General features: G+C 60.0%; 15 protein-coding genes. 8 read left to right on the forward strand and 7 right to left on the reverse strand.

Going from position 1 to position 18,958, the window contains the following annotated elements; translation table 11 throughout:
* Window positions 1–75: 75 nt before the first annotated feature.
* Complete coding sequence (locus AC07N8_RS20000; RefSeq protein WP_493145794.1) at window positions 76–1,728, reverse strand: SulP family inorganic anion transporter; 1,653 nt, start codon at window positions 1,726–1,728, stop codon at window positions 76–78.
* A gap of 94 nt (window positions 1,729–1,822) precedes the next feature.
* Window positions 1,823–3,103 (reverse strand): serine/threonine transporter, encoded by a 1,281-nt coding sequence (locus tag AC07N8_RS20005; protein ID WP_483844125.1) that lies wholly within the window; start codon window positions 3,101–3,103, stop codon window positions 1,823–1,825.
* 436 nt (window positions 3,104–3,539) lie between these two features.
* Between AC07N8_RS20005 and AC07N8_RS20010 the strand changes: the two genes are divergently transcribed.
* The 5 genes from AC07N8_RS20010 to AC07N8_RS20030 all read left to right on the forward strand — a co-directional run bounded on the left by AC07N8_RS20010 (window position 3,540) and on the right by AC07N8_RS20030 (window position 7,646).
* Window positions 3,540–3,923 (forward strand): tautomerase family protein, encoded by a 384-nt coding sequence (locus AC07N8_RS20010; protein ID WP_493145793.1) that lies wholly within the window; start codon window positions 3,540–3,542, stop codon window positions 3,921–3,923.
* A 30-nt stretch (window positions 3,924–3,953) separates the two neighbouring features.
* Complete coding sequence (locus AC07N8_RS20015; RefSeq protein ID WP_483839595.1) at window positions 3,954–4,553, forward strand: TetR/AcrR family transcriptional regulator; 600 nt, start codon at window positions 3,954–3,956, stop codon at window positions 4,551–4,553.
* 103 nt (window positions 4,554–4,656) lie between these two features.
* Window positions 4,657–5,622, forward strand: coding sequence for a 2-hydroxyacid dehydrogenase (locus tag AC07N8_RS20020; RefSeq protein WP_483839596.1), 966 nt, complete (start codon window positions 4,657–4,659; stop codon window positions 5,620–5,622).
* Between the two features lie 144 nt (window positions 5,623–5,766).
* Window positions 5,767–6,834: a phosphotransferase family protein gene (locus tag AC07N8_RS20025; protein ID WP_123435664.1), complete on the forward strand. Its 1,068-nt coding sequence runs from the start codon at window positions 5,767–5,769 to the stop codon at window positions 6,832–6,834.
* 44 nt (window positions 6,835–6,878) lie between these two features.
* Window positions 6,879–7,646 (forward strand): SDR family oxidoreductase, encoded by a 768-nt coding sequence (locus AC07N8_RS20030; protein ID WP_007948679.1) that lies wholly within the window; start codon window positions 6,879–6,881, stop codon window positions 7,644–7,646.
* Between the two features lie 586 nt (window positions 7,647–8,232).
* Here the strand turns inward: AC07N8_RS20030 and AC07N8_RS20035 are convergent.
* The 4 genes from AC07N8_RS20035 to AC07N8_RS20050 all read right to left on the reverse strand — a co-directional run bounded on the left by AC07N8_RS20035 (window position 8,233) and on the right by AC07N8_RS20050 (window position 13,305).
* Window positions 8,233–8,484, reverse strand: a complete 252-nt coding sequence (locus tag AC07N8_RS20035; RefSeq protein ID WP_483839598.1) for a DUF1652 domain-containing protein — start codon at window positions 8,482–8,484, stop codon at window positions 8,233–8,235.
* A gap of 197 nt (window positions 8,485–8,681) precedes the next feature.
* Complete coding sequence (locus AC07N8_RS20040; protein WP_493145792.1) at window positions 8,682–10,178, reverse strand: helix-turn-helix transcriptional regulator; 1,497 nt, start codon at window positions 10,176–10,178, stop codon at window positions 8,682–8,684.
* A gap of 217 nt (window positions 10,179–10,395) precedes the next feature.
* Window positions 10,396–11,679 (reverse strand): Zn-dependent hydrolase, encoded by a 1,284-nt coding sequence (locus tag AC07N8_RS20045; RefSeq protein WP_483839600.1) that lies wholly within the window; start codon window positions 11,677–11,679, stop codon window positions 10,396–10,398.
* A gap of 141 nt (window positions 11,680–11,820) precedes the next feature.
* Window positions 11,821–13,305 (reverse strand): NCS1 family nucleobase:cation symporter-1, encoded by a 1,485-nt coding sequence (locus tag AC07N8_RS20050; protein WP_483839601.1) that lies wholly within the window; start codon window positions 13,303–13,305, stop codon window positions 11,821–11,823.
* Window positions 13,306–13,846: 541 nt separating this feature from the next.
* On the opposite strand from AC07N8_RS20050, the gene hydA reads away from it, so the two are divergent.
* The 3 genes from hydA to preA all read left to right on the forward strand — a co-directional run bounded on the left by hydA (window position 13,847) and on the right by preA (window position 18,083).
* The gene (hydA, locus tag AC07N8_RS20055; RefSeq protein WP_493145791.1) at window positions 13,847–15,286 is read left to right on the forward strand and encodes a dihydropyrimidinase; all 1,440 of its coding nucleotides are present in this window, start codon (window positions 13,847–13,849) and stop codon (window positions 15,284–15,286) included.
* Between the two features lie 154 nt (window positions 15,287–15,440).
* Entirely contained in the window at window positions 15,441–16,808 is a 1,368-nt protein-coding gene (locus AC07N8_RS20060; RefSeq protein WP_483839603.1) for an NAD(P)-dependent oxidoreductase, read from the forward strand.
* Window positions 16,809–18,083: an NAD-dependent dihydropyrimidine dehydrogenase subunit PreA gene (gene preA, locus AC07N8_RS20065; protein ID WP_483839604.1), complete on the forward strand. Its 1,275-nt coding sequence runs from the start codon at window positions 16,809–16,811 to the stop codon at window positions 18,081–18,083.
* A gap of 116 nt (window positions 18,084–18,199) precedes the next feature.
* Here the strand turns inward: preA and AC07N8_RS20070 are convergent, their stop codons facing one another.
* The gene (locus AC07N8_RS20070) at window positions 18,200–18,820 is read right to left on the reverse strand and encodes a TetR/AcrR family transcriptional regulator (protein ID WP_140669974.1); all 621 of its coding nucleotides are present in this window, start codon (window positions 18,818–18,820) and stop codon (window positions 18,200–18,202) included.
* Window positions 18,821–18,958: the final 138 nt, after the last annotated feature.

Below are 18,958 nucleotides of genomic sequence, written 5' to 3' on the forward strand. Positions count from 1 at the left end.
CGCGAAGGCGGTGGATCAATCAACGATGATGTCGACTGACACACCGCTTTCGCGAGCAGGCTCGCTCCCACAGGGTTATGCGTTGGTCTTGAGGGCTTGAAGTACCGCGCCATCCACGCTCAAGCCGCTGAGGATCACCTGCGTCTCATTCACTTCCGGCAACACCGCCAACGCGTTCTGCGCCGAATCCTTGAGCCGCGCCAACACCAACTGCTTCCCTTCCCCCCGCACCCGCACAAAAAACGCCTGCAACGCCTCAATACTGGTGCCATCCAGGTCCGGCGATTCCTCTAGACTCAGAATCACCGAATGAATCGGCGTTTGCGAATGGCGGATCAAGTGCAACGTGCTGCCCAGAATCCGCTCGACGTTGGCAAAGAACAACGCCTCCCCCGGCCGGACGATCAACACGCCTGGCACCCCTTGCGCCGTCGGATGGCGTTGCAGGTCCACGAAGTCGTGACCGCCATCAATGCGCCCGAGGATCTGAATGTCCGCCGCCGACATTTGCTTGAGCATCAACACCACACTGATTGCCACCGACAGCAGCAACCCGTCCAGCACACCCAGCACCAGCACGGCGGCCACCGCGCAGATGACCAGCAACCGGTCGCGCCGCCAGATGAAATAGCGCCCCAGCGGTTGCAGGCTCAAGCCTCGGGCCAGGGCATGGATGACAATGGCGGCGAGAATCGGCTCCGGGGTCAGGGCAATAAAGGGCAACACGGTCAAAACGATGAGCAACACCACCAGCGCCGCCACGCCGCCGGCCAGTCGTGACGTGGCACCCGCCGCTTCATTGGCCGACGTTGCCGAATACCCGGCCCCTGCCGGCATGCCATGAAACAGCCCGGATAACAGGTTGGACGCACCCAGCGCGAGCAGATCGCGGTTGGATGAGATGCGGTCGCCATGCTTGAGCGCGTAGGCACTGATCGAGCCGTAAGACTCCGCGTACAGGATCATCACCATGGCAAAGGCCAATTCGCCCAGGCGTAACCAGTCCGTGAAGGGCAATACAGGCAGCTTCGGCACCTCCAGGCTCAAATCGATCACGCCGATCAACTTCACGCCATACGCCGGCAGGTTCAACCATTGGCTGGCCGCAATGCCGATCACCACCACCAGCAAGCCGCCCGGCAAGCGCCGGAACCTTGCAAACAGCACCAGCAACGCCAACGCCACAGCGGCGACACTCGCCGCCACCCAATTCCACTGCGGCAGTTGCTCCAGCAGTTGCGGCAGAAAACGCACAAGATTGCCGTCGCTCAGGTGCACACCGACCACACTGGCGACTTGCTTGAGGATGATGGTCAGCGCCAGGCCAAAGGCAAAACCGCGCAGCACCGGTTTGGCGATGAACGAGGTCACGCTGCCCAACTTGAACAGCCCGGCCAGCAGGAAGAACGCGCCAGTCACCAGCACCAGGCCGATGGCCAACGTCGAGCGCAACTGTGGATCGCCGTTGGCCAACGTTGCGGTGGCGGCAGCCAACACCGCTGCCGACGAGGATGTTGCCGAGACAATGGCAAAACGGCTGGTGCCGAACAGCCCATAACACAGCAAACCGGCAAACAAGGCGATCACCCCGGCCTGCGGGGCGACGGCGGCGATGCTTGAATACGCGACTGCTTCGGGTAGCAACAGGCCGGCTATCGACAACCCGGCCAGCAAATCCTGCCAGCGATTGGGTCGTTCAGTGAGATTTTGGGCTGAGGCGCTGGGCAATCCGGTGTCTCCAGGCGAAAAAAAACCGCTGCACGTATCACGTGCAGCGGCCACTGTAGCTGTCTATCCGGCGCTGCGCGAGCAGGCCGAACGATCACGCGGTCAGCGAGTAGATCAATGCTGTAATAGCCACCAGGCCCACCGCCGTCACGAAGACATTGGACGCCTGCCCGCGATATCGCGCCATCGCTGGCACCTTGCGGATCGCGTACATCGGCATCAGGAACAGAATCGACGCGATGACCGGACCACCGAGGGTTTCAATCATCCCGAGAATGCTCGGGTTCAGCGTCGCAACAATCCAGCACACCACCAGCATGAACGCAGCGGTCATGCGGTCCAGGGTCTTCGGTGCCGGGCGCTTGCCGCTTTTGACGATCAGGCCTTTGAGACCTTCGCTGGCGCCGATGTAGTGGCCCAGGAACGACTTGGAGATGGCCACGAAGGCAATCAACGGCGCAGCGAAGGCGATGGTCGGGTTGCTGAAGTGGTTGGCCAGGTACGACAGGATCGACAGGTTCTGCGCCTTGGCTTCAGCCAGTTGTGCCGGCGACAGGGTCAGCACGCAACTGAAGACGAAGAACAGCACCATCACCACCATCAGCAGGTGGGCGCGGGACAGGATCTGCGAGCTGCGCTCTTCGGCGTGTTCGCCGTAACGGCGCTTCTGGTCGACCGCAAACGCCGAGATGATCGGCGAGTGGTTGAACGAGAACACCATCACCGGAATCGCCAGCCACAACGTGTGCAGCAGCGCCGACGGTTCAGGCAGCGTGCTGGCGGTGGACAGAATGCCGCCGTTCCAGTGTGGAATCAGGTACACCCCCAGAAACAGCAGCGCGACGATGAACGGGTAGACCATCAGGCTCATGGCCTTGACGATCAGTTGCTCACCGCAACGCACCACCGCCAGCAGGCCGAGAATCAGCACCAGCGACAGCACCGCGCGCGGGGGCGGCATGATGTGCAGTTGATGCTCAAGGAAACTGCCCACGGTGTTGGTCAGCGCCACGCTGTAAATCAGCAGGATCGGGAAGATCGCGAAGAAATACAGCAAGGTGATCAACGCACCGGCCTTGATGCCGAAGTGTTCTTCCACCACTTCGGTGATGTCGGCGCCTTCGCGTCCGGACAGCACGAAGCGGGTCAGGCCACGGTGTGCGTAGAAAGTCATGGGGAACGCCAACACCGCCAGGATCAGCAACGGCCAGAAACCGCCCAGCCCCGCATTGATCGGCAAAAACAGCGTGCCGGCCCCGATGGCCGTGCCAAACAGGCCCAGCATCCAAGTGGTGTCATGACGATTCCAGCTCTCAAGCGTTGCTGGTGCCGCCGCTACATAGCGTTTGTCGACGCTATTGGCCTGATCATTCATCCGGTGGGATCTCCGCATTCCGGTCAGTTGCTACCCGGCCAGGACGAGTCGGAAAAACCCGACAGGCAGCGCCCTGGTCGAAACAGGGGCGCGATTGTCCGGGATTAATGAACAGAAGCAAAGACTTAGCTGAAGAATGGTTGTGCGCATCAGTTTTCAGGACGTTACGCGGGAGACTGTAAATCCTTCTGCCCCACACACATTCCCTGTGGGAGCGAGCCTGCTCGCGAAGGCTGACTGACATTCAACATCAATGTCGACTGAGCCACCGCTTTCGCGAGCAGGCTCGCTCCCACATTGATTTCGGGGTATCAGCAAAGCCTCCTGGCCACCCACAAAGACATGCAGGTGTTTCATCGCCGGATAACAGCTTTCGCTTGATAAAGGACATCCGTCATGTATTTTTATCTGATCAGCCTTTTTCTGGAGACATCCCATGCCACTGGTTCGTGTCGACATCAAAAAACACCAAGACCCTACCTTCGCCAAACGCGTCGGCCAGCTGATTTACGCGGCCATGCACAGCGCCATTGCGGTCCCGGAGAACGATAACTTCCAGATCCTGACGGAACACGATGAACACCATTTCATCTTCGACCCCGGATACTTGGGCATCGACCGCACCGACAATCTGATCATCATCCAGATCACGCTGAGCGAAGGCCGCACGGAGGAGAAGAAAAAACTCCTCTACAAAACCATCGCCGAGAGCCTGAACCGCGAACTGGCGGTACGCCAGGAGGATATTTTTATCAATCTGGTGGAAGTGAAAAAAGAGAACTGGTCGTTCGGCAACGGGATTGCCCAATACGCCCTTTGATTCCCCACCTTTTATACCTGTGAGCCACTGATGCCCCGAGTTTCCCGCAAGCAAGCCGACCTCAACCGCGAAATCATCGTCGAGGCCGCCACGCGGCTGTTTCGCGAGCGAGGCGTGCACGGCATCAGTGTCGTCGACGTCATGGGCGCCGCAGGCCTCACCCATGGCGGCTTCTATGGGCATTTCGAGTCCAAGGAGGCATTGGCGCAGGAAGCCAGTGGTCGGGCGTTCGAGCAGTCGGCTGAACGCTGGCGGGAACGGATCGCCGCCCATGTCGACGACAAGGATGCCGCCCGTCGTGCGCTGATCGAGCCTTACCTGTCGCAGGCCAGCCGCGACAACCCGGGGGACAGTTGCCCGGTGGCGGCCTTTGCCGGGGACATGTGCCACGAAGCGGCCGACAGTGGTTTGCGTCAGACCTTCATGGAGGGGCTCAACCGGTTGCTGAAATCCTATGGCTCGCTGCTGGACTCAGGCGATATTGATGCCGATCGGCAACAGGCGCTGGTGGAGTACTCGCTGATGGTGGGTGCCCTGACCCTGGCCCGCGCCAGCCGCGGTGAGGCGGTATCGGATGAAATTCTCGACGCCGCACGCACCTTTCTGACCTCAAAGGGTTCATCAAACTGAACATCCGCGTGTGCGACTGTTGGCCGTTGCTAAACTGTTCGGGAGCCCGCAATCTGAAGCAACGTTCGAGCCCCGACAATTCCGATGCCCACAGGAGCGCAGCATGCCTGCAACCGTTCTGGTACTGGTTGAAACCATCAATGATTACTTGCCGATTCTCGAACATCAGGGTTTCCACCTGATACTTGCCCCGACCCCCGCCGAACGCGCGGCGGCCATCAGCCGTCATGGCGCGCAGATCGATGCCGTGCTGACACGCGGCCCATTGGGTCTATATGCCGATGAAATCGCCGCCCTGCCCAATCTCAAGATCATCTGCGTGATCGGCGCCGGGTACGAACACGTCGACCTGCAAGCCGCCGCCGACCGCGGCATTACAGTGACCAACGGTGCCGGGGTGAATGCGTCATCGGTCGCCGACCACGCCATGGCCATGCTGCTGGCGCTGGTGCGTGACATCCCGCGCTGTGATGCGGCGGTGCGTCGCGGTGAGTGGCCAAAGATCATGCGCCCTTCCCTCGCTGGCAAGCGCCTGGGCATCCTGGGCCTCGGCGCTGTCGGCATGGCCATCGCCAAACGCGCCGCCAATGGCTTCGACATGACGGTCAGCTACCACAACCGCCAGCATCGCAGCGATGTGCCCTACACCTTCTGCTCAACGCCCACCGAACTGGCGCGCACCTCGGATTTCCTGATCATCGCCACCCCTGGCGGCATTGGCACCAAACACCTGATCAACAAGCCTGTCCTTGAGGCCTTGGGGCCCAACGGGTTCCTCGTCAACATCGCCCGCGCCAGCGTGATCGTCAGCACCGATCTGATCAGTGCGCTTGAGCAACGACGCATTGCCGGTGCCGCACTCGACGTGTTCGATGCCGAACCGCATGTGCCGGAGGCGCTCAAGTCGCTGGCAAACGTGATCCTGACACCTCATGTGGCGGGTTTGTCCCCGGAAGCGACACAAGGCACCGTCGAACTGGTGGGACGCAATCTGGCGGCGTTCTTCTCCGGCAACCCGGTGTTGACCCCCATCGAACTGCCGTCATCGCTGAGCAGCGCTGTGATTTGAGGTTCATTCAAACAGGTGTATCAAAAGCAATGATTGCCCGGCAACACGCTCACCTATAAGGGCCGTTCATGGTTGTGGGTGCCGGGTGCGCGGATTAGATTAGCCAATAGTCGCAGGCCTCCAAAATAAGCAGAAGGGATAAGCATGGCGCTTACTGACCAGTCCACCCGTATCCGCTCTGGCGAAGAACTTGATGCCAGCCTGATCGATCCGTACCTCAAGGCACACATTCCGGGCCTCAGTGGTTTGCCGCAGATCAGCCAGTTTCCCGGCGGCGCATCGAACCTGACGTACCTGCTGGAATACCCTGAGCAGGAATTCGTCCTGCGTCGCCCGCCGTTCGGCCACAAGGCCAAGTCCGCCCACGACATGGGCCGCGAATTCCGCATTCTCAACCAGCTCAAGGACGGCTTCCCGTACTGCCCCAAAGCCTACGTGCACTGCACCGACGAATCGGTGATCGGCGCCGAGTTCTATGTGATGGAACGGGTCAACGGGATCATCCTGCGCTCCGAACTGCCGCCGGAACTGGGTCTGGATTCGGCAAAAACCGAAGCCCTGTGCAAAAGCTTCATCGACAAGTTCGTTGAACTGCACCGCGTCGACTACAACGCCTACGGCCTGGGTGATCTCGGTAAACCCGAAGGCTATGTCGCCCGCCAGATCAAAGGCTGGAGCGATCGCTACGAAAAAGCCCTGACCCCGGACGCACCGCAGTGGGACGTGGTCAAAGCCTGGCTCAACGACAAGATGCCGGCCGACCACCCGACGTCCAGCATCGTCCACAATGACTATCGCTTTGACAACGTGATCCTCGACCCGCAAAACCCGATGCAAATCATCGGTGTGCTCGACTGGGAACTGACGACACTCGGCGACCCGTTGATGGATTTGGGCAACACCCTCGCCTACTGGATCGAAGCCGGCGACCCGGCACCGGTGCAGCTGATGCGCCGCCAGCCCAGCCACGCACCGGGCATGCTGACCCGCCGTGAATTCGTCGACTACTACGCTGAACGCTCGGGCATCCAGATCGACAATTTCGACTTCTATTACACCTATGGCCTGTTCCGCCTGGCGGGCATCGTGCAGCAAATCTACTACCGCTTCTTCCATGGTCAGACCCAGGACAAACGCTTCGCGCAGTTCATTCACATGAACAAACTGCTGGAGCAGATGAGCCTGCAAGTCATCCAGAAATCCAGCCTTTGATTACGCGCCTGGCCCAATAACAAGACTTTTCATAAGAGAACCCCATGTCCAAGACTCAGTTGTTCGACCTCGACGGCAAGATCGCTTTCGTTTCCGGCGCCAGCCGTGGCATCGGTGAAGCCATCGCCAAACTCCTGGCCCAGCAAGGCGCCCACGTCATCGTCTCGAGCCGCAAGCTCGACGGTTGCCAGCATGTGGCCGACGCGATCATCGCCGCCGGCGGCAAAGCCACCGCCGTGGCTTGCCACATCGGTGAAATGGAACAGATCAGCCAGGTCTTCGCCGGCATCAAGGAACAGTTCGGCCGTCTCGACATTCTGGTCAACAACGCAGCGACCAACCCACAGTTCTGCAACGTGCTGGACACCGACCTCAGCGCCTTCCAGAAAACCGTCGACGTCAACATCCGCGGCTACTTCTTCATGTCGGTGGAAGCCGGCAAAATCATGCGCGAAAACGGTGGCGGCAGCATCATCAACGTCGCCTCGATCAACGGCGTCTCGCCGGGCATCTTCCAGGGCATCTACTCGGTGACCAAGGCCGCCGTGATCAACATGACCAAAGTATTCGCCAAGGAATGCGCGCAATTCGGCATCCGCTGCAACGCCCTGTTGCCGGGCCTGACCGACACCAAGTTTGCCTCGGCGCTGGTCAAGAACGATGCGATCCTGAAGACTGCATTGCAGCAGATTCCGCTCAAGCGTGTTGCTGATCCGAGTGAAATGGCGGGCGCGGTGTTGTATCTGGCGAGTGATGCGTCGAGCTACACCACTGGGGTTTCGCTGAATGTGGACGGTGGGTTTTTGTCCTGATTTGATTCATCGATATGAACGAAAGGCAGCCTTGAGACAACCTGTTACGGGCTGCCAACCACAATCCCTGTGGGAGCGAGCTTGCTCGCGATGACGGACTGACATTCAACATCACTGTCGACTGGACCACCGCTATCGCGAGCAAGCTCGCTCCCACAGGTTCTGTGTCTTGACTGACTATGGGCAGTTAACGCGGGTTACTGGGTAATGCAACGCGTAGTCGTAGTCATCCGGGTTACTTGCCCGTTCTCCGCTCTCGGTTCGCCCAACACTTCGGTATTGTCGAGTTTTTCGCAGTGGCGTTCTACCGGGGGAAGCGGAGGTGGTGGAGGCGGCGGACTGGAGCAACCACTGAGGATCGCAATGCAGAAGGCAAGCGACAGCGGCGAAAAAGCACGTTTTCCAAGACTGTTCATAGGCTGACCTGTGGTAAGTAATCGACGTTTTCCGCGACACGACAACAACACCGCGAAGTCGCGGAGCGGTCACAGAAAATTTTACCCTCGCATTTCTTATAGCCCAGCTACCGGCCAATGCCAGCAAATGAACCCCTCAGGCCGATTTTTATCCCGAAAAACGACAGCTCTTACTGATTCTCGCCTGGGCGATGCAAACTATTGCTCTGCAACTCGTAACGCAGCTCTTCAATCAGCGACGCCACCGCTTGCGGCGAACTGAGGCTCGATACCTTCAACCCGCTGACCACAAGGTCGACCTCACCCGAGTCCGGGTGATACAGCTTTACCGTCACCGAGTTGTCTCCCGAGACGCTGCATTCGCAGGCACGAGGTGAAAAGTGTTGCTCCAGCAGCGTACGCAATTGCGTCAGGTAAATCATTGCGATTCCCCCTTCGGCTGACTCGCAACCTCGTCGATTGAAACGCTGTTGAGTGGGCGACACATAGGGCAGTTCCTTGAGCTGTTTCGTAGAGGACGCGAAGGGGTCAAAGACTCCTTTCGCACCCTGACAGACTAAGGACTGGTGTCTGGCACCAACACCCCCATTTGCACCGCCTGCGCTAGTGCATTTGCACCCTAGCGCTGGCCCTTTGGGCGCCATTCACTGGAGAACAATCCGCGTTCGCGCGCCCACACGATCGCCTCGCTGCGACTGTGGACGCCAAGCTTGGAATACACCGTCGACACGTGGTTGCGCACCGTGTTCAGCGCCAGTTTCAGGCGCACGGCGATCTCCTTGTCGGCCAGCCCTTCGCAGATCAGGCCGAGCACATCGCGCTCGCGAGCCGTCAGGTCGGTGAAGGACACGCTGGGTAACTTTGGTGAGTTGACGCTTTTCACGTTGGCGAGTTTTTCGATCAGCGTACGGCTGAACCAGGAGGCATCTTTCATCACCTCCTCGATCGCCGCGACCAGTTCAAGCTCGGTGCGTTTGCGTTCTGTGATGTCCATCAACACCAACAAATAGCAGGGACTGTCTTGAATATTCACGGTGTCGGCCGAGATCGTGCAGTCGATCAGGAGCGTGTCTTTCTTGCGGACCCTGACATCGACGCGGTCCAGGCTCCCGGCCTTCTCCAGCGCCGCAAACAGCTGCGTGCGTGCGGCCTTGTCGTCGATGAAGTCGATCTCGGCGAGGGTCTTGCCGAGCACTTCCTCACTGGGATACGCCAGGGTGTCGAGAAAGGCTTCGTTAACGTCGATCACCACTTGATCCTGCGCGCTGCACACCAGCGTTGGCACCGGTGTCAGGCGAAAGGCCTTGGCGAAGCGCTCCTCGCTCTGGCGCAGGGCAATTTCGGCTTTATGCCGGGGCTCCATGTCGACGAACGAAAACAGCATGCAGTCTTCTTCGTTCAATTCCAGCGGCTGCCCGGCAACGATCACCTGTTTGCTGCCACCGTCAGCCAAACGCAACTCTGCCTGCATCTGTGGGATCGTGGCGTGCTCGCGCAGACGCTCGATGGCCAGGTCTTTCTTTTCGGCGCCTTCAAGGATGTCCAGTTCATAGGTTGATACGCCGATCACCTGATCGCGGGTGAAACCGGTCATCTCCAGAAAACCGCTGTTGACCTTGATGTAGCGCAAATCACTGAGGCGACAGATCACGGCCGGAGCCGGGTTGGCATTGAAGGTCTTTTCGAAGCGCTGCTCGGCGCTGGCCCATTCGGTGACGTCGTCCATGATCAGCACCAGCGACTCCGGCTCACCGGCGCTGTCGGCCAGCACCATGCTGCGCACCCGGTGCACCCACAGGCGCTCCTCATCGCCGGTCGGACTCACTTCAACCAGCACATCACTGAACGTTTCGCCCCGGGCGACGCGACTGATCGGATAATTTTCCTTCGGCACCGGGTGATTGTTGCGATAGCGCAAGGCGAAGCGCTTGGCGTACTCCCGGGCGTTGGCGCCCAGTTCGCTGATCTGCCCGAGACCGTGCATGGCCAGCGCTGCGTCATTGGCCCAGAGGATCGTCTGATCGAGCTCCAGCAGAATCACGCCGTCGGACAAACCGGCAATAATCTGCTGTAGCTGGCGACGATTGGTTTCGGTGCTCAGGACGTCCTGGCTCATTGGATCTCCACACATTTAGCGGCACCCATGCACGGCGCCCAGTGAAGATTACGACCGCGCAGGAGTGGGATCGTGCAAAGAACCTGTGCGAGCGAGCTTGCTCGCTCCCACAGGTTTCGAGGGGTGTCAGTCGGGGCCGGACTGCATGTCCAACGAATCCCGCAACCCCGCCAGTTTGCCCGGATTACGCATGATGAAAATCCCCAAGTCAGGCATTTCAGGCGGCCAGTTCACCGCTGGCAATCGCTGCCGACGCCGCCAACATCGCCCGCAGCAACACCGCACACCCCGCCGCCAGATCATCCGGCGCGGCGTTTTCGATTTCGTTGTGGCTGATGCCGCCTTCGCATGGCACGAAGATCATCCCGGCAGGGCCGAGTTCGGCGAGGAAGATTGCGTCGTGCCCTGCTCCGCTGACGATGTCCATGTGCGACAAGCCCAGGCCTTGCGCGGCGTTGCGCACCGCGTCGACGCAGCCTGGGTCGAAGTACAGCGGCGGGAAGTCTGCCGTCGGGGTGAGTTCGAAGGTCAGGCCGTGTTCATCGCAGGTGGTTTCGATGATTTGGTGGACTTCGGCGATCATCGAGTCCAGGCGTGCCGGCTCCAGATGGCGGAAGTCGAGGGTCATGCGCACTTCGCCGGGGATGACGTTGCGTGAGCCCGGGTAGGCTTGCAGGCAACCGACGGTGCCGCAGGCGTGGGGTTGATGGCCCAGCGCGGCGCGATTGACCGCACCGACGATCACGGCGGCGCCGACCAGGGCGTCCTTGCGCAGGTGCATAGGGGTCGGGCCGGCGTGGGCTTCGACGCCGCGAAGTTTCAGATCGAACCACTTCTGGCCGAGCGCGCCCATCACCACGCCGATGGTTTTGTGCTCGTCTTCGAGGATCGGCCCTTGCTCGATGTGCGCTTCAAAATAAGCGCCGACCGCATGGCCGCTGACCTGACGCGGACCAGCGTAGCCGATGGCGTTGAGTGCCTGGCCCACGGTGATGCCTTCGGCGTCGACCTTGGCAAGGGTTTCTTCGAGGGTGAATTTTTCGGCGAAGACCCCGGAGCCCATCATGCATGGGGCGAAGCGCGAGCCTTCTTCGTTGGTCCAGACCACCACTTCCAGCGGCGCTTCGGTTTCGATGTTCAGGTCGTTGAGGGTGCGTAGCACTTCGACGCCGGCCAGCACGCCGAAGCAGCCATCGAACTTGCCGCCGGTGGGTTGGGTGTCGATGTGGCTGCCGGTCATGACCGGTGGCAGGCTCGGGTTGCGGCCCGGACGGCGGGCGAAGATGTTGCCGACGGCGTCGACGCTGACGGTGCAGCCGGCGTCTTTACACCAGTTGACGAAGATGTCGCGGGCCTGGCGATCGAGGTCCGTCAAGGCCAGGCGGCAGACACCTCCCTTGACCGTGGCGCCGAGTTTGGCGAGTTCCATGAGGGATTGCCACAGGCGGTCGCGGTTGATGTGCTGATGGGTGGATTGCAGAACGTCTACGGCTGCGTTCATGGTGATCTCCTCAGGCAGTTGTTATAGATTTTTTCTGGTAGTGCTTTGGTGTTGTCGAGGCCGTCTTCGCGAGCAGGCTCGCTCCCACAGGGGACCGCATTCCTAACGTGGGAGCGAGCCTGCTCGCGAAGGGGCCATCCGCTACACCGCAGATTTCGCGACAGAGGGGCTAGGCCGCAACGAGCACAACCCGTAATAAATCACCCCGCCCAACGCCGAGCCGGTAAACCAGCCGTAGCTGTAAAACCAGCTGAACGCGTCGCTGCCCAGCGACAGCAGCGTCAACACCACCGGCACACCGAACGCGATAAAGCCGAACCAGTTCCACGCCGGGTAAACGTCATCGCGATACAACCCGGCCAGGTCCAGTTGCTGTTTCTTGATCAGGAAATAGTCCACCACCATGATCCCGGCAATCGGCCCGAGCAAGCTGGAATACCCCAGCAACCAGTTGGAGTAGACCGTCTCCAGGCTCAGGTCTGAAACGATCAACCCAAGCTTTTTCAGCAGCTCATGCCCCATCAGCAACAACCCCACCACCCCGGTGAGCAACACCGCTTTGGTGCGATTGATCAACTTGGGCGCGACGTTCTGAAAATCGTTGGTTGGCGACACGATGTTGGCCGCGGTGTTGGTCGACAGCGTGGCGATGATGATCAGCGCCATGGCCAGCGCGACCCAGACCGGGCTCTGGATATGCCCGATCAGCGTCACCGGGTCGGAGACGGTCACGCCCACCAGTTTCACCGAAGCGGCGGTCATGACCACGCCCAGCGAGGCGAACAGGAACATGGTCAGCGGCAGGCCGATAATCTGCCCGATGATCTGGTCTTTCTGGCTTTTGGCGTAGCGGCTGAAGTCGGGAATGTTCAACGACAAGGTGGCCCAGAAACCGACCATCGCGGTCAGGCCGGCGGCGAAGTAACCCGCCACGCTCGCGCCCTCAGGACGCTTGGCCGGGATCGCCAGCAACTCGGTCATCGACACATTCGGCAGCGCCCACACCAGCAGGCCTGCACCGACCAATATCAACAACGGCGCGGACAGGGTTTCCAGCCATTTGATCGACTCGGCGCCGCGAATCACCACCCACAGGTTCAACGCCCAGAACACCATGAAACCGATGACTTCGCCGGTGCCGCCCAACGACTTCCAGCCCTCGAACACCGAGCCCAGGAACAGGTGAATGGCCAACCCGCCGAACATCGTCTGAATCCCGAACCAGCCACACGCGACCAGGGCGCGGATCAGGCAAGGAATATTGGAACCGAGAATGCCGAAGCTCGAACGCAGCAGCACCGGAAACGGAATGCCGTACTTGGTGCCGGCGAAAGCGTTCAGCGTCAGGGGGATCAGCACGATGATGTTGGCAAACAGGATCGCCAGCAGCGCCTCACCCACGGACAGCCCGAAATACGCGGTGAGCACGCCACCCAAGGTGTAGGTCGGCACGCAAATCGCCATGCCGATCCACAGCGCGGTGATGTGCCATTTGTTCCAGGTTCGCTCATGCAACTTGGTGGGTGCCATGTCGTGGTTGTAACGGGGACTGTCGAGGACGTCGCTGCCGGCTTCGAGTTCATATAAACCGTTGCGCTCGGTCACTTGCGATCTGATCTGTTGCATGGCCGCTCCACTGTTCTTTGAATTATTTTTTGCTCATCAAGGTGCCGGGACATCAATAAACGTGCCGGTCCACTCGATTACGCATCGGGCAGTTCCATAAAACGTTACAACCAACTGTTTTTATTCATATATCCAGCAAGTCTTCGGCGACATGCCTGTTCACTCAGGCTGAATGCCAGGCAAGTTGTCCGAATCGTCAGGACTCAAACTGGTGCATCAAACTTTTTTGAAACGTTGCGCATCAACCATAGACCATCCTCAAGCGGCTGATTTCACATAGAAAATCTCGTCTATTTTTGGAACCTGTCAAGTGCGTCAAAATGGTGAGAAGCCTCACCATTTTGGTGATTTGTGTATTTAATTCTTATTAATCAAACAGTTAAAACAGATATAAGCTTATAAAAAATATTCTTGCTGATTTCATAAACTCAGACTAGCTTCAATTCCTGACAGCGTTGACAGGAATACACCTGTTGGCGGCAGTTTTATATAAAACACCTAGAACCGGCATAAGCCGGTCATTGCCTGCGAGGAACTCGGAATGTCTCTGTTGATCCGTGGCGCCACCGTTATTACCCATGATGAAAGTTATCGCGCCGACGTCTATTGCGCCGACGGCGTGATCAAAGCCATTGGCGATAATCTTGATGTTCCGGCAGGTGCCGAAGTGCTCGACGGCAGCGGCCAGTACCTGATGCCCGGCGGCATCGATCCGCACACGCACATGCAACTGCCCTTCATGGGTACCGTGGCCAGTGAAGATTTTTTCAGTGGCACGGCGGCAGGACTGGCCGGTGGCACCACGTCGATCATCGACTTCGTGATTCCCAATCCGCAGCAATCGCTGATGGAGGCGTTTCACCAGTGGCGCGGCTGGGCCGAGAAGTCAGCCTCGGATTACGGCTTCCATGTGGCGATCACCTGGTGGAGCGAGCAGGTCCGGGAGGAGATGGCGGAGCTGGTCAGCCACCACGGGGTCAACAGCTTCAAGCATTTCATGGCCTACAAGAACGCGATCATGGCCGCTGACGACACGCTGGTGGCGAGTTTCGAGCGCTGCCTGGAGCTGGGCGCGGTGCCGACCGTGCATGCGGAAAATGGCGAGCTGGTCTATCACCTGCAACGCAAATTGATGGCCCAGGGCATCACCGGCCCGGAAGCGCATCCGCTGTCACGGCCTTCGCAGGTTGAAGGCGAAGCCGCCAGTCGGGCGATCCGCATTGCCGAGACGCTGGGCACACCGCTGTATCTGGTGCACGTCTCGACCAAAGAAGCCCTCGACGAAATCACCTACGCCCGCAGCAAAGGCCAACAGGTCTACGGCGAAGTGCTGGCCGGGCATTTGCTGCTGGACGACAGCGTTTACCAACACCCGGACTGGCAGACCGCCGCCGGTTACGTGATGAGCCCGCCCTTCCGTCCTCGCGGCCATCAAGAGGCACTGTGGCATGGCTTGCAGTCCGGCAACCTGCACACCACCGCGACCGACCATTGCTGCTTCTGCGCCGAGCAAAAAGCTGCCGGCCGCGACGACTTCAGCAAAATCCCCAACGGCACCGCCGGTATCGAAGACCGCATGGCGGTGCTCTGGGATGAGGGGGTCAACACCGGGCGTCTGTCGATGCAGCACTTCGTGGCGCTGACCTCTACCAACACTGCGAAGATCTTCAACCTCTACCCGCGCAAAGGCGCGATTCGAGTGGGCGCCGATGCGGACCTGGTGCTGTGGGACCCGGAAGGCACGCGGACGATTTCAGCCAAGACCCATCACCAGCAGGTCGACTTCAACATCTTTGAAGGCAAGACCGTGCGCGGCGTGCCGAGCCACACCGTCAGCCAGGGCCGCGTGGTCTGGGCCGATGGTGATTTGCGCGCCGAGCGGGGGGCGGGACGGTATGTCGAACGGCCGGCGTATCCGGCGGTGTTTGATTTGCTGAGCAAGCGGGCTGAGTTTAACAGGCCTACTGCTGTGAAACGCTGAAATCGAGGCCTGCGGCCTTCGCGAGCAGGCTCGCTCCCACATTTGGAATGCGTTCCCCTGTGGGAGCGAGCCTGCTCGCGAAGGGGCCAGAACTGGCAATACAAAAACCAATGCCCACCAGAGGCAGCACCTCCATCACCGTGAGGCCACTACCGTGATCAAGACCCTGAACCACCTCCCGCATCCTTACGAGAATGCCGCCGCCCTCGCCGGCCATTTCACCGACCTGGCGCCGCCGCTCAACGACCGCCAGGCTCACCTCGAAGCCTCGCGCTGCCTGTATTGCTACGACGCGCCCTGCGTAAACGCCTGTCCCAGCGAGATCGACATCCCGTCCTTCATCCGCAATATCCATCAGGAAAACGTTCAGGGCGCCGCGCAGAAAATCCTCTCGGCGAACATTCTCGGTGGCAGCTGCGCCCGTGTGTGCCCGACGGAAATCCTCTGCCAGCAAGCCTGCGTGCGCAACAACGACCATGAATGCGCCCCGGTCTTGATCGGCTTGCTGCAACGCTACGCCGTCGACAATGCGCACTTCAGCGAACACCCGTTCCCGCGTGCGGCCTCAACCGGCAAACGCATCGCCGTGGTCGGTGCCGGCCCGGCCGGTTTGTCCTGTGCGCACCGCAGCGCGATGCATGGCCATGACGTGGTGATTTTCGAAGCCCGGGAAAAGGCCGGCGGCCTCAACGAATACGGGATCGCCAAGTACAAACTGGTGGACGATTACGCGCAAAAGGAACTGGAGTTCCTGCTGCAAATCGGTGGCATCGAAATCCGCCACGGGCAAAAACTCGGCGACAACCTGACCCTCAGCGACTTGCATCAACAATTCGACGCGGTGTTTCTCGGCCTCGGTCTGAATGCCAGCAAACAACTCGGCCTGGCCCATGAAGAGGCGCCCGGCTTGCTCGCCGCCACCGAGTACATTCGCGAACTGCGCCAGGCCGATGACCTGACGCAACTGCCGCTGGCCGATCACTGCATCGTCCTCGGCGCCGGCAACACCGCCATCGACATGGCCGTGCAAATGGCTCGTCTCGGCGCTCGCGACGTCAATCTGGTGTACCGCCGTGGCGTTGAAGAAATGGGCGCCACCGGTCACGAACAGGACATCGCCAAGGCCAATCAGGTGCGTTTACTGACGTGGGCGCAACCGGAAGAAGTGCTGCTCGACGACCAAGGCAAGGTGCGCGGCATGCGCTTCGCCCGCACGCATCTGGTGGACGGTCGCCTGCAAACCACTGGACAAACCTTCGAACTGGCCGCTGACGCCATCTTCAAAGCCATCGGCCAGGCCTTTGACGGCAGCGCCCTCGCCGACCCGCTGGCCCGTGAACTCAAGCGTCAGGGCGAACGGATTCAGGTCGACGACCAGCTGCGCACCAGCATCCCCGGCGTGTATGCCGGCGGCGACTGCACCAGCCTCGATCAGGACCTCACCGTGCAAGCCGTACAACATGGCAAACGCGCCGCCGAGGCGATCAACGCTCAATTGATGCTCAACGTGGAGGCTGCGTAAATGGCCGATCTCTCGATTGTCTTCGCCGGCATCAAAGCGCCCAATCCGTTCTGGCTTGCGTCCGCGCCACCGACCGACAAAGCGTACAACGTGGTCCGCGCCTTCGAGGCAGGCTGGGGCGGCGTGGTCTGGAAAACCCTGGGTGAAGACCCGGCGGCGGTCAACGTGTCGTCGCGCTATTCGGCGCATTTCGGTGCCAACCGTGAGGTGGTGGGCTTCAACAACATCGAGCTGATCACCGACCGCTCGCTGGAGATCAACCTGCGGGAAATCACCCAGGTCAAAAAGGACTGGCCGGACCGCGCGTTGATCGTGTCGCTGATGGTGCCCTGTGTTGAAGAGTCATGGAAATTCATCCTGCCGCTGGTGGAAGCCACCGGCGCCGACGGCATCGAACTGAACTTCGGCTGCCCTCACGGCATGCCGGAACGCGGCATGGGCGCGGCCGTTGGCCAGGTGCCGGAGTATGTCGAACAGGTGACTCGCTGGTGCAAGACGTATTGCTCGCTGCCGGTGATCGTCAAGCTCACACCGAACATCACCGACATCCGCGTCGCCGCCCGCGCGGCCCATCGCGGGGGTGCGGATGCGGTGTCGCTGATCAACACCATCAACTCGATCACCAGCGTCAACCTCGAGCGCATGGTCGCCAACCCGGTCGTGGGCAGCCAAAGCACCCATGGCGGTTATTGCGGGTCGGCGGTGAAGCCGATTGCGCTGAACATGGTCGCCGAAATCGCCCGTGACCCGCAGACCCAGGGCCTGCCGATCTCTGGCATTGGCGGCATTGGCAGTTGGCGCGATGCGGCGGAATTTATTGCGTTGGGCAGCGGCTCGGTGCAGGTGTGTACGGCGGCGATGCTGCACGGCTTCAGGATTGTCGAGGAGATGAAGGACGGTTTGTCACGCTGGATGGACAGTCAGGGCTACGCCAGTATTTCGGAGTTTTCCGGGCGGGCCGTGGGCAATACCACGGACTGGAAGTACCTCGATATCAACTATCAGGTGATCGCCAAGATTGATCAGGAAGCATGCATCGGTTGTGGGCGCTGCCACATTGCTTGCGAGGATACGTCGCACCAGGCGATTGCCAGCGTGAAGCAGGCGGACGGGACGCATCAGTATTCAGTGATTGATGAGGAGTGTGTGGGCTGCAATCTGTGCCAGATTACCTGCCCGGTGCAGGACTGCATCGAGATGGTGCCGATGGACACGGGCAAGCCGTTTCTGGATTGGAATCATGATCCGAGGAATCCGTACCATGTAGCTGTCTGAGTTTTGCTGCGCCTGAACTGGCCCCTTCGCGAGCAGGCTCGCTCCCACATTTTGAATGCATTTCAACTGTGGGAGCGAGCCTGCTCGCGAAGGGGCCTACAGCAACACCGCACAAATCACGGCTCCAACCCGATCCCCCGCAAAATCACACTGGTCACCGTCTGCACCGCCCGCTCGAACTGCATGTCCGACAACGGCTGGTGATCATTCAGGATATTCACCTGATGATCAAAGTCCGCGTAGTGCTGGGTCGACGCCCAGATCATGTACAGCAGGCTCGAAGGCTCCACCGGCAGGATGCGTTTGTCGTCCACCCACTGGCGTATTTTCGCTTCTTTCATTTTCGCCCAATCGTACAGGCTGACGTCCAGCGCCTCACCGAGTGTCGGCGCGCCGTGGATGATCTCGTTAGCCCAGACTTTGGAACCGTAAGGCCGGCTGCGTGAGTGGTTCATCTTGGCGCGGATGTAGCTGCTGAGGACCACACGCGGATCGTCGAACATCTCGAAGCACAACGCGTCCTGCTTCCACACTTCCAGCAGATCGAACAACACCGCGCTGTACAGTTCGGTCTTGGTGCTGAAGTAGTAATGCAGATTGGAGCGCGGCAGTTGCACCTCGGCAGCGATGTCGGCCATGGCGGTGCCGCCAAAGCCTTTTTCGGCGAAGACCTTTTCCGCTCCCAGCAGAATTTTCTCGACGTTACTGCGACGAATCCCGATCTTGTGATTGCCCATGAGGGCTCCCTGACGCCAGCGTTGACCAAGACTAGCATCCGGCTCCACGTCACGGCGACAGGCTAAAACGAAACTTCGACACTCAGCTGTCGGCGGGTAAACTGGCGCCACTTCGAACCTGCCTCAGAGGTATTCACG

The organism is Pseudomonas sp. GW821-FHT10C09 (genome assembly GCF_059415465.1).

What these genes read in the sequence shown, in the direction of transcription:
- hydA (WP_493145791.1), top strand. Translation starts at nt 13,847, where the DNA reads ATGTCTCTGTTGATCCGTGGCGCCACCGTTATTACCCATGATGAAAGT.
- AC07N8_RS20025 (WP_123435664.1), top strand. Translation starts at nt 5,767, where the DNA reads ATGGCGCTTACTGACCAGTCCACCCGTATCCGCTCTGGCGAAGAACTT.
- preA (WP_483839604.1), top strand. Translation starts at nt 16,809, where the DNA reads ATGGCCGATCTCTCGATTGTCTTCGCCGGCATCAAAGCGCCCAATCCG.
- AC07N8_RS20015 (WP_483839595.1), top strand. Translation starts at nt 3,954, where the DNA reads ATGCCCCGAGTTTCCCGCAAGCAAGCCGACCTCAACCGCGAAATCATC.
- AC07N8_RS20020 (WP_483839596.1), top strand. Translation starts at nt 4,657, where the DNA reads ATGCCTGCAACCGTTCTGGTACTGGTTGAAACCATCAATGATTACTTG.
- AC07N8_RS20050 (WP_483839601.1), bottom strand. Translation starts at nt 13,305, where the DNA reads ATGCAACAGATCAGATCGCAAGTGACCGAGCGCAACGGTTTATATGAA.
- AC07N8_RS20035 (WP_483839598.1), bottom strand. Translation starts at nt 8,484, where the DNA reads ATGATTTACCTGACGCAATTGCGTACGCTGCTGGAGCAACACTTTTCA.
- AC07N8_RS20005 (WP_483844125.1), bottom strand. Translation starts at nt 3,103, where the DNA reads ATGAATGATCAGGCCAATAGCGTCGACAAACGCTATGTAGCGGCGGCA.
- AC07N8_RS20030 (WP_007948679.1), top strand. Translation starts at nt 6,879, where the DNA reads ATGTCCAAGACTCAGTTGTTCGACCTCGACGGCAAGATCGCTTTCGTT.
- AC07N8_RS20010 (WP_493145793.1), top strand. Translation starts at nt 3,540, where the DNA reads ATGCCACTGGTTCGTGTCGACATCAAAAAACACCAAGACCCTACCTTC.
- AC07N8_RS20045 (WP_483839600.1), bottom strand. Translation starts at nt 11,679, where the DNA reads ATGAACGCAGCCGTAGACGTTCTGCAATCCACCCATCAGCACATCAAC.
- AC07N8_RS20070 (WP_140669974.1), bottom strand. Translation starts at nt 18,820, where the DNA reads ATGGGCAATCACAAGATCGGGATTCGTCGCAGTAACGTCGAGAAAATT.
- AC07N8_RS20040 (WP_493145792.1), bottom strand. Translation starts at nt 10,178, where the DNA reads ATGAGCCAGGACGTCCTGAGCACCGAAACCAATCGTCGCCAGCTACAG.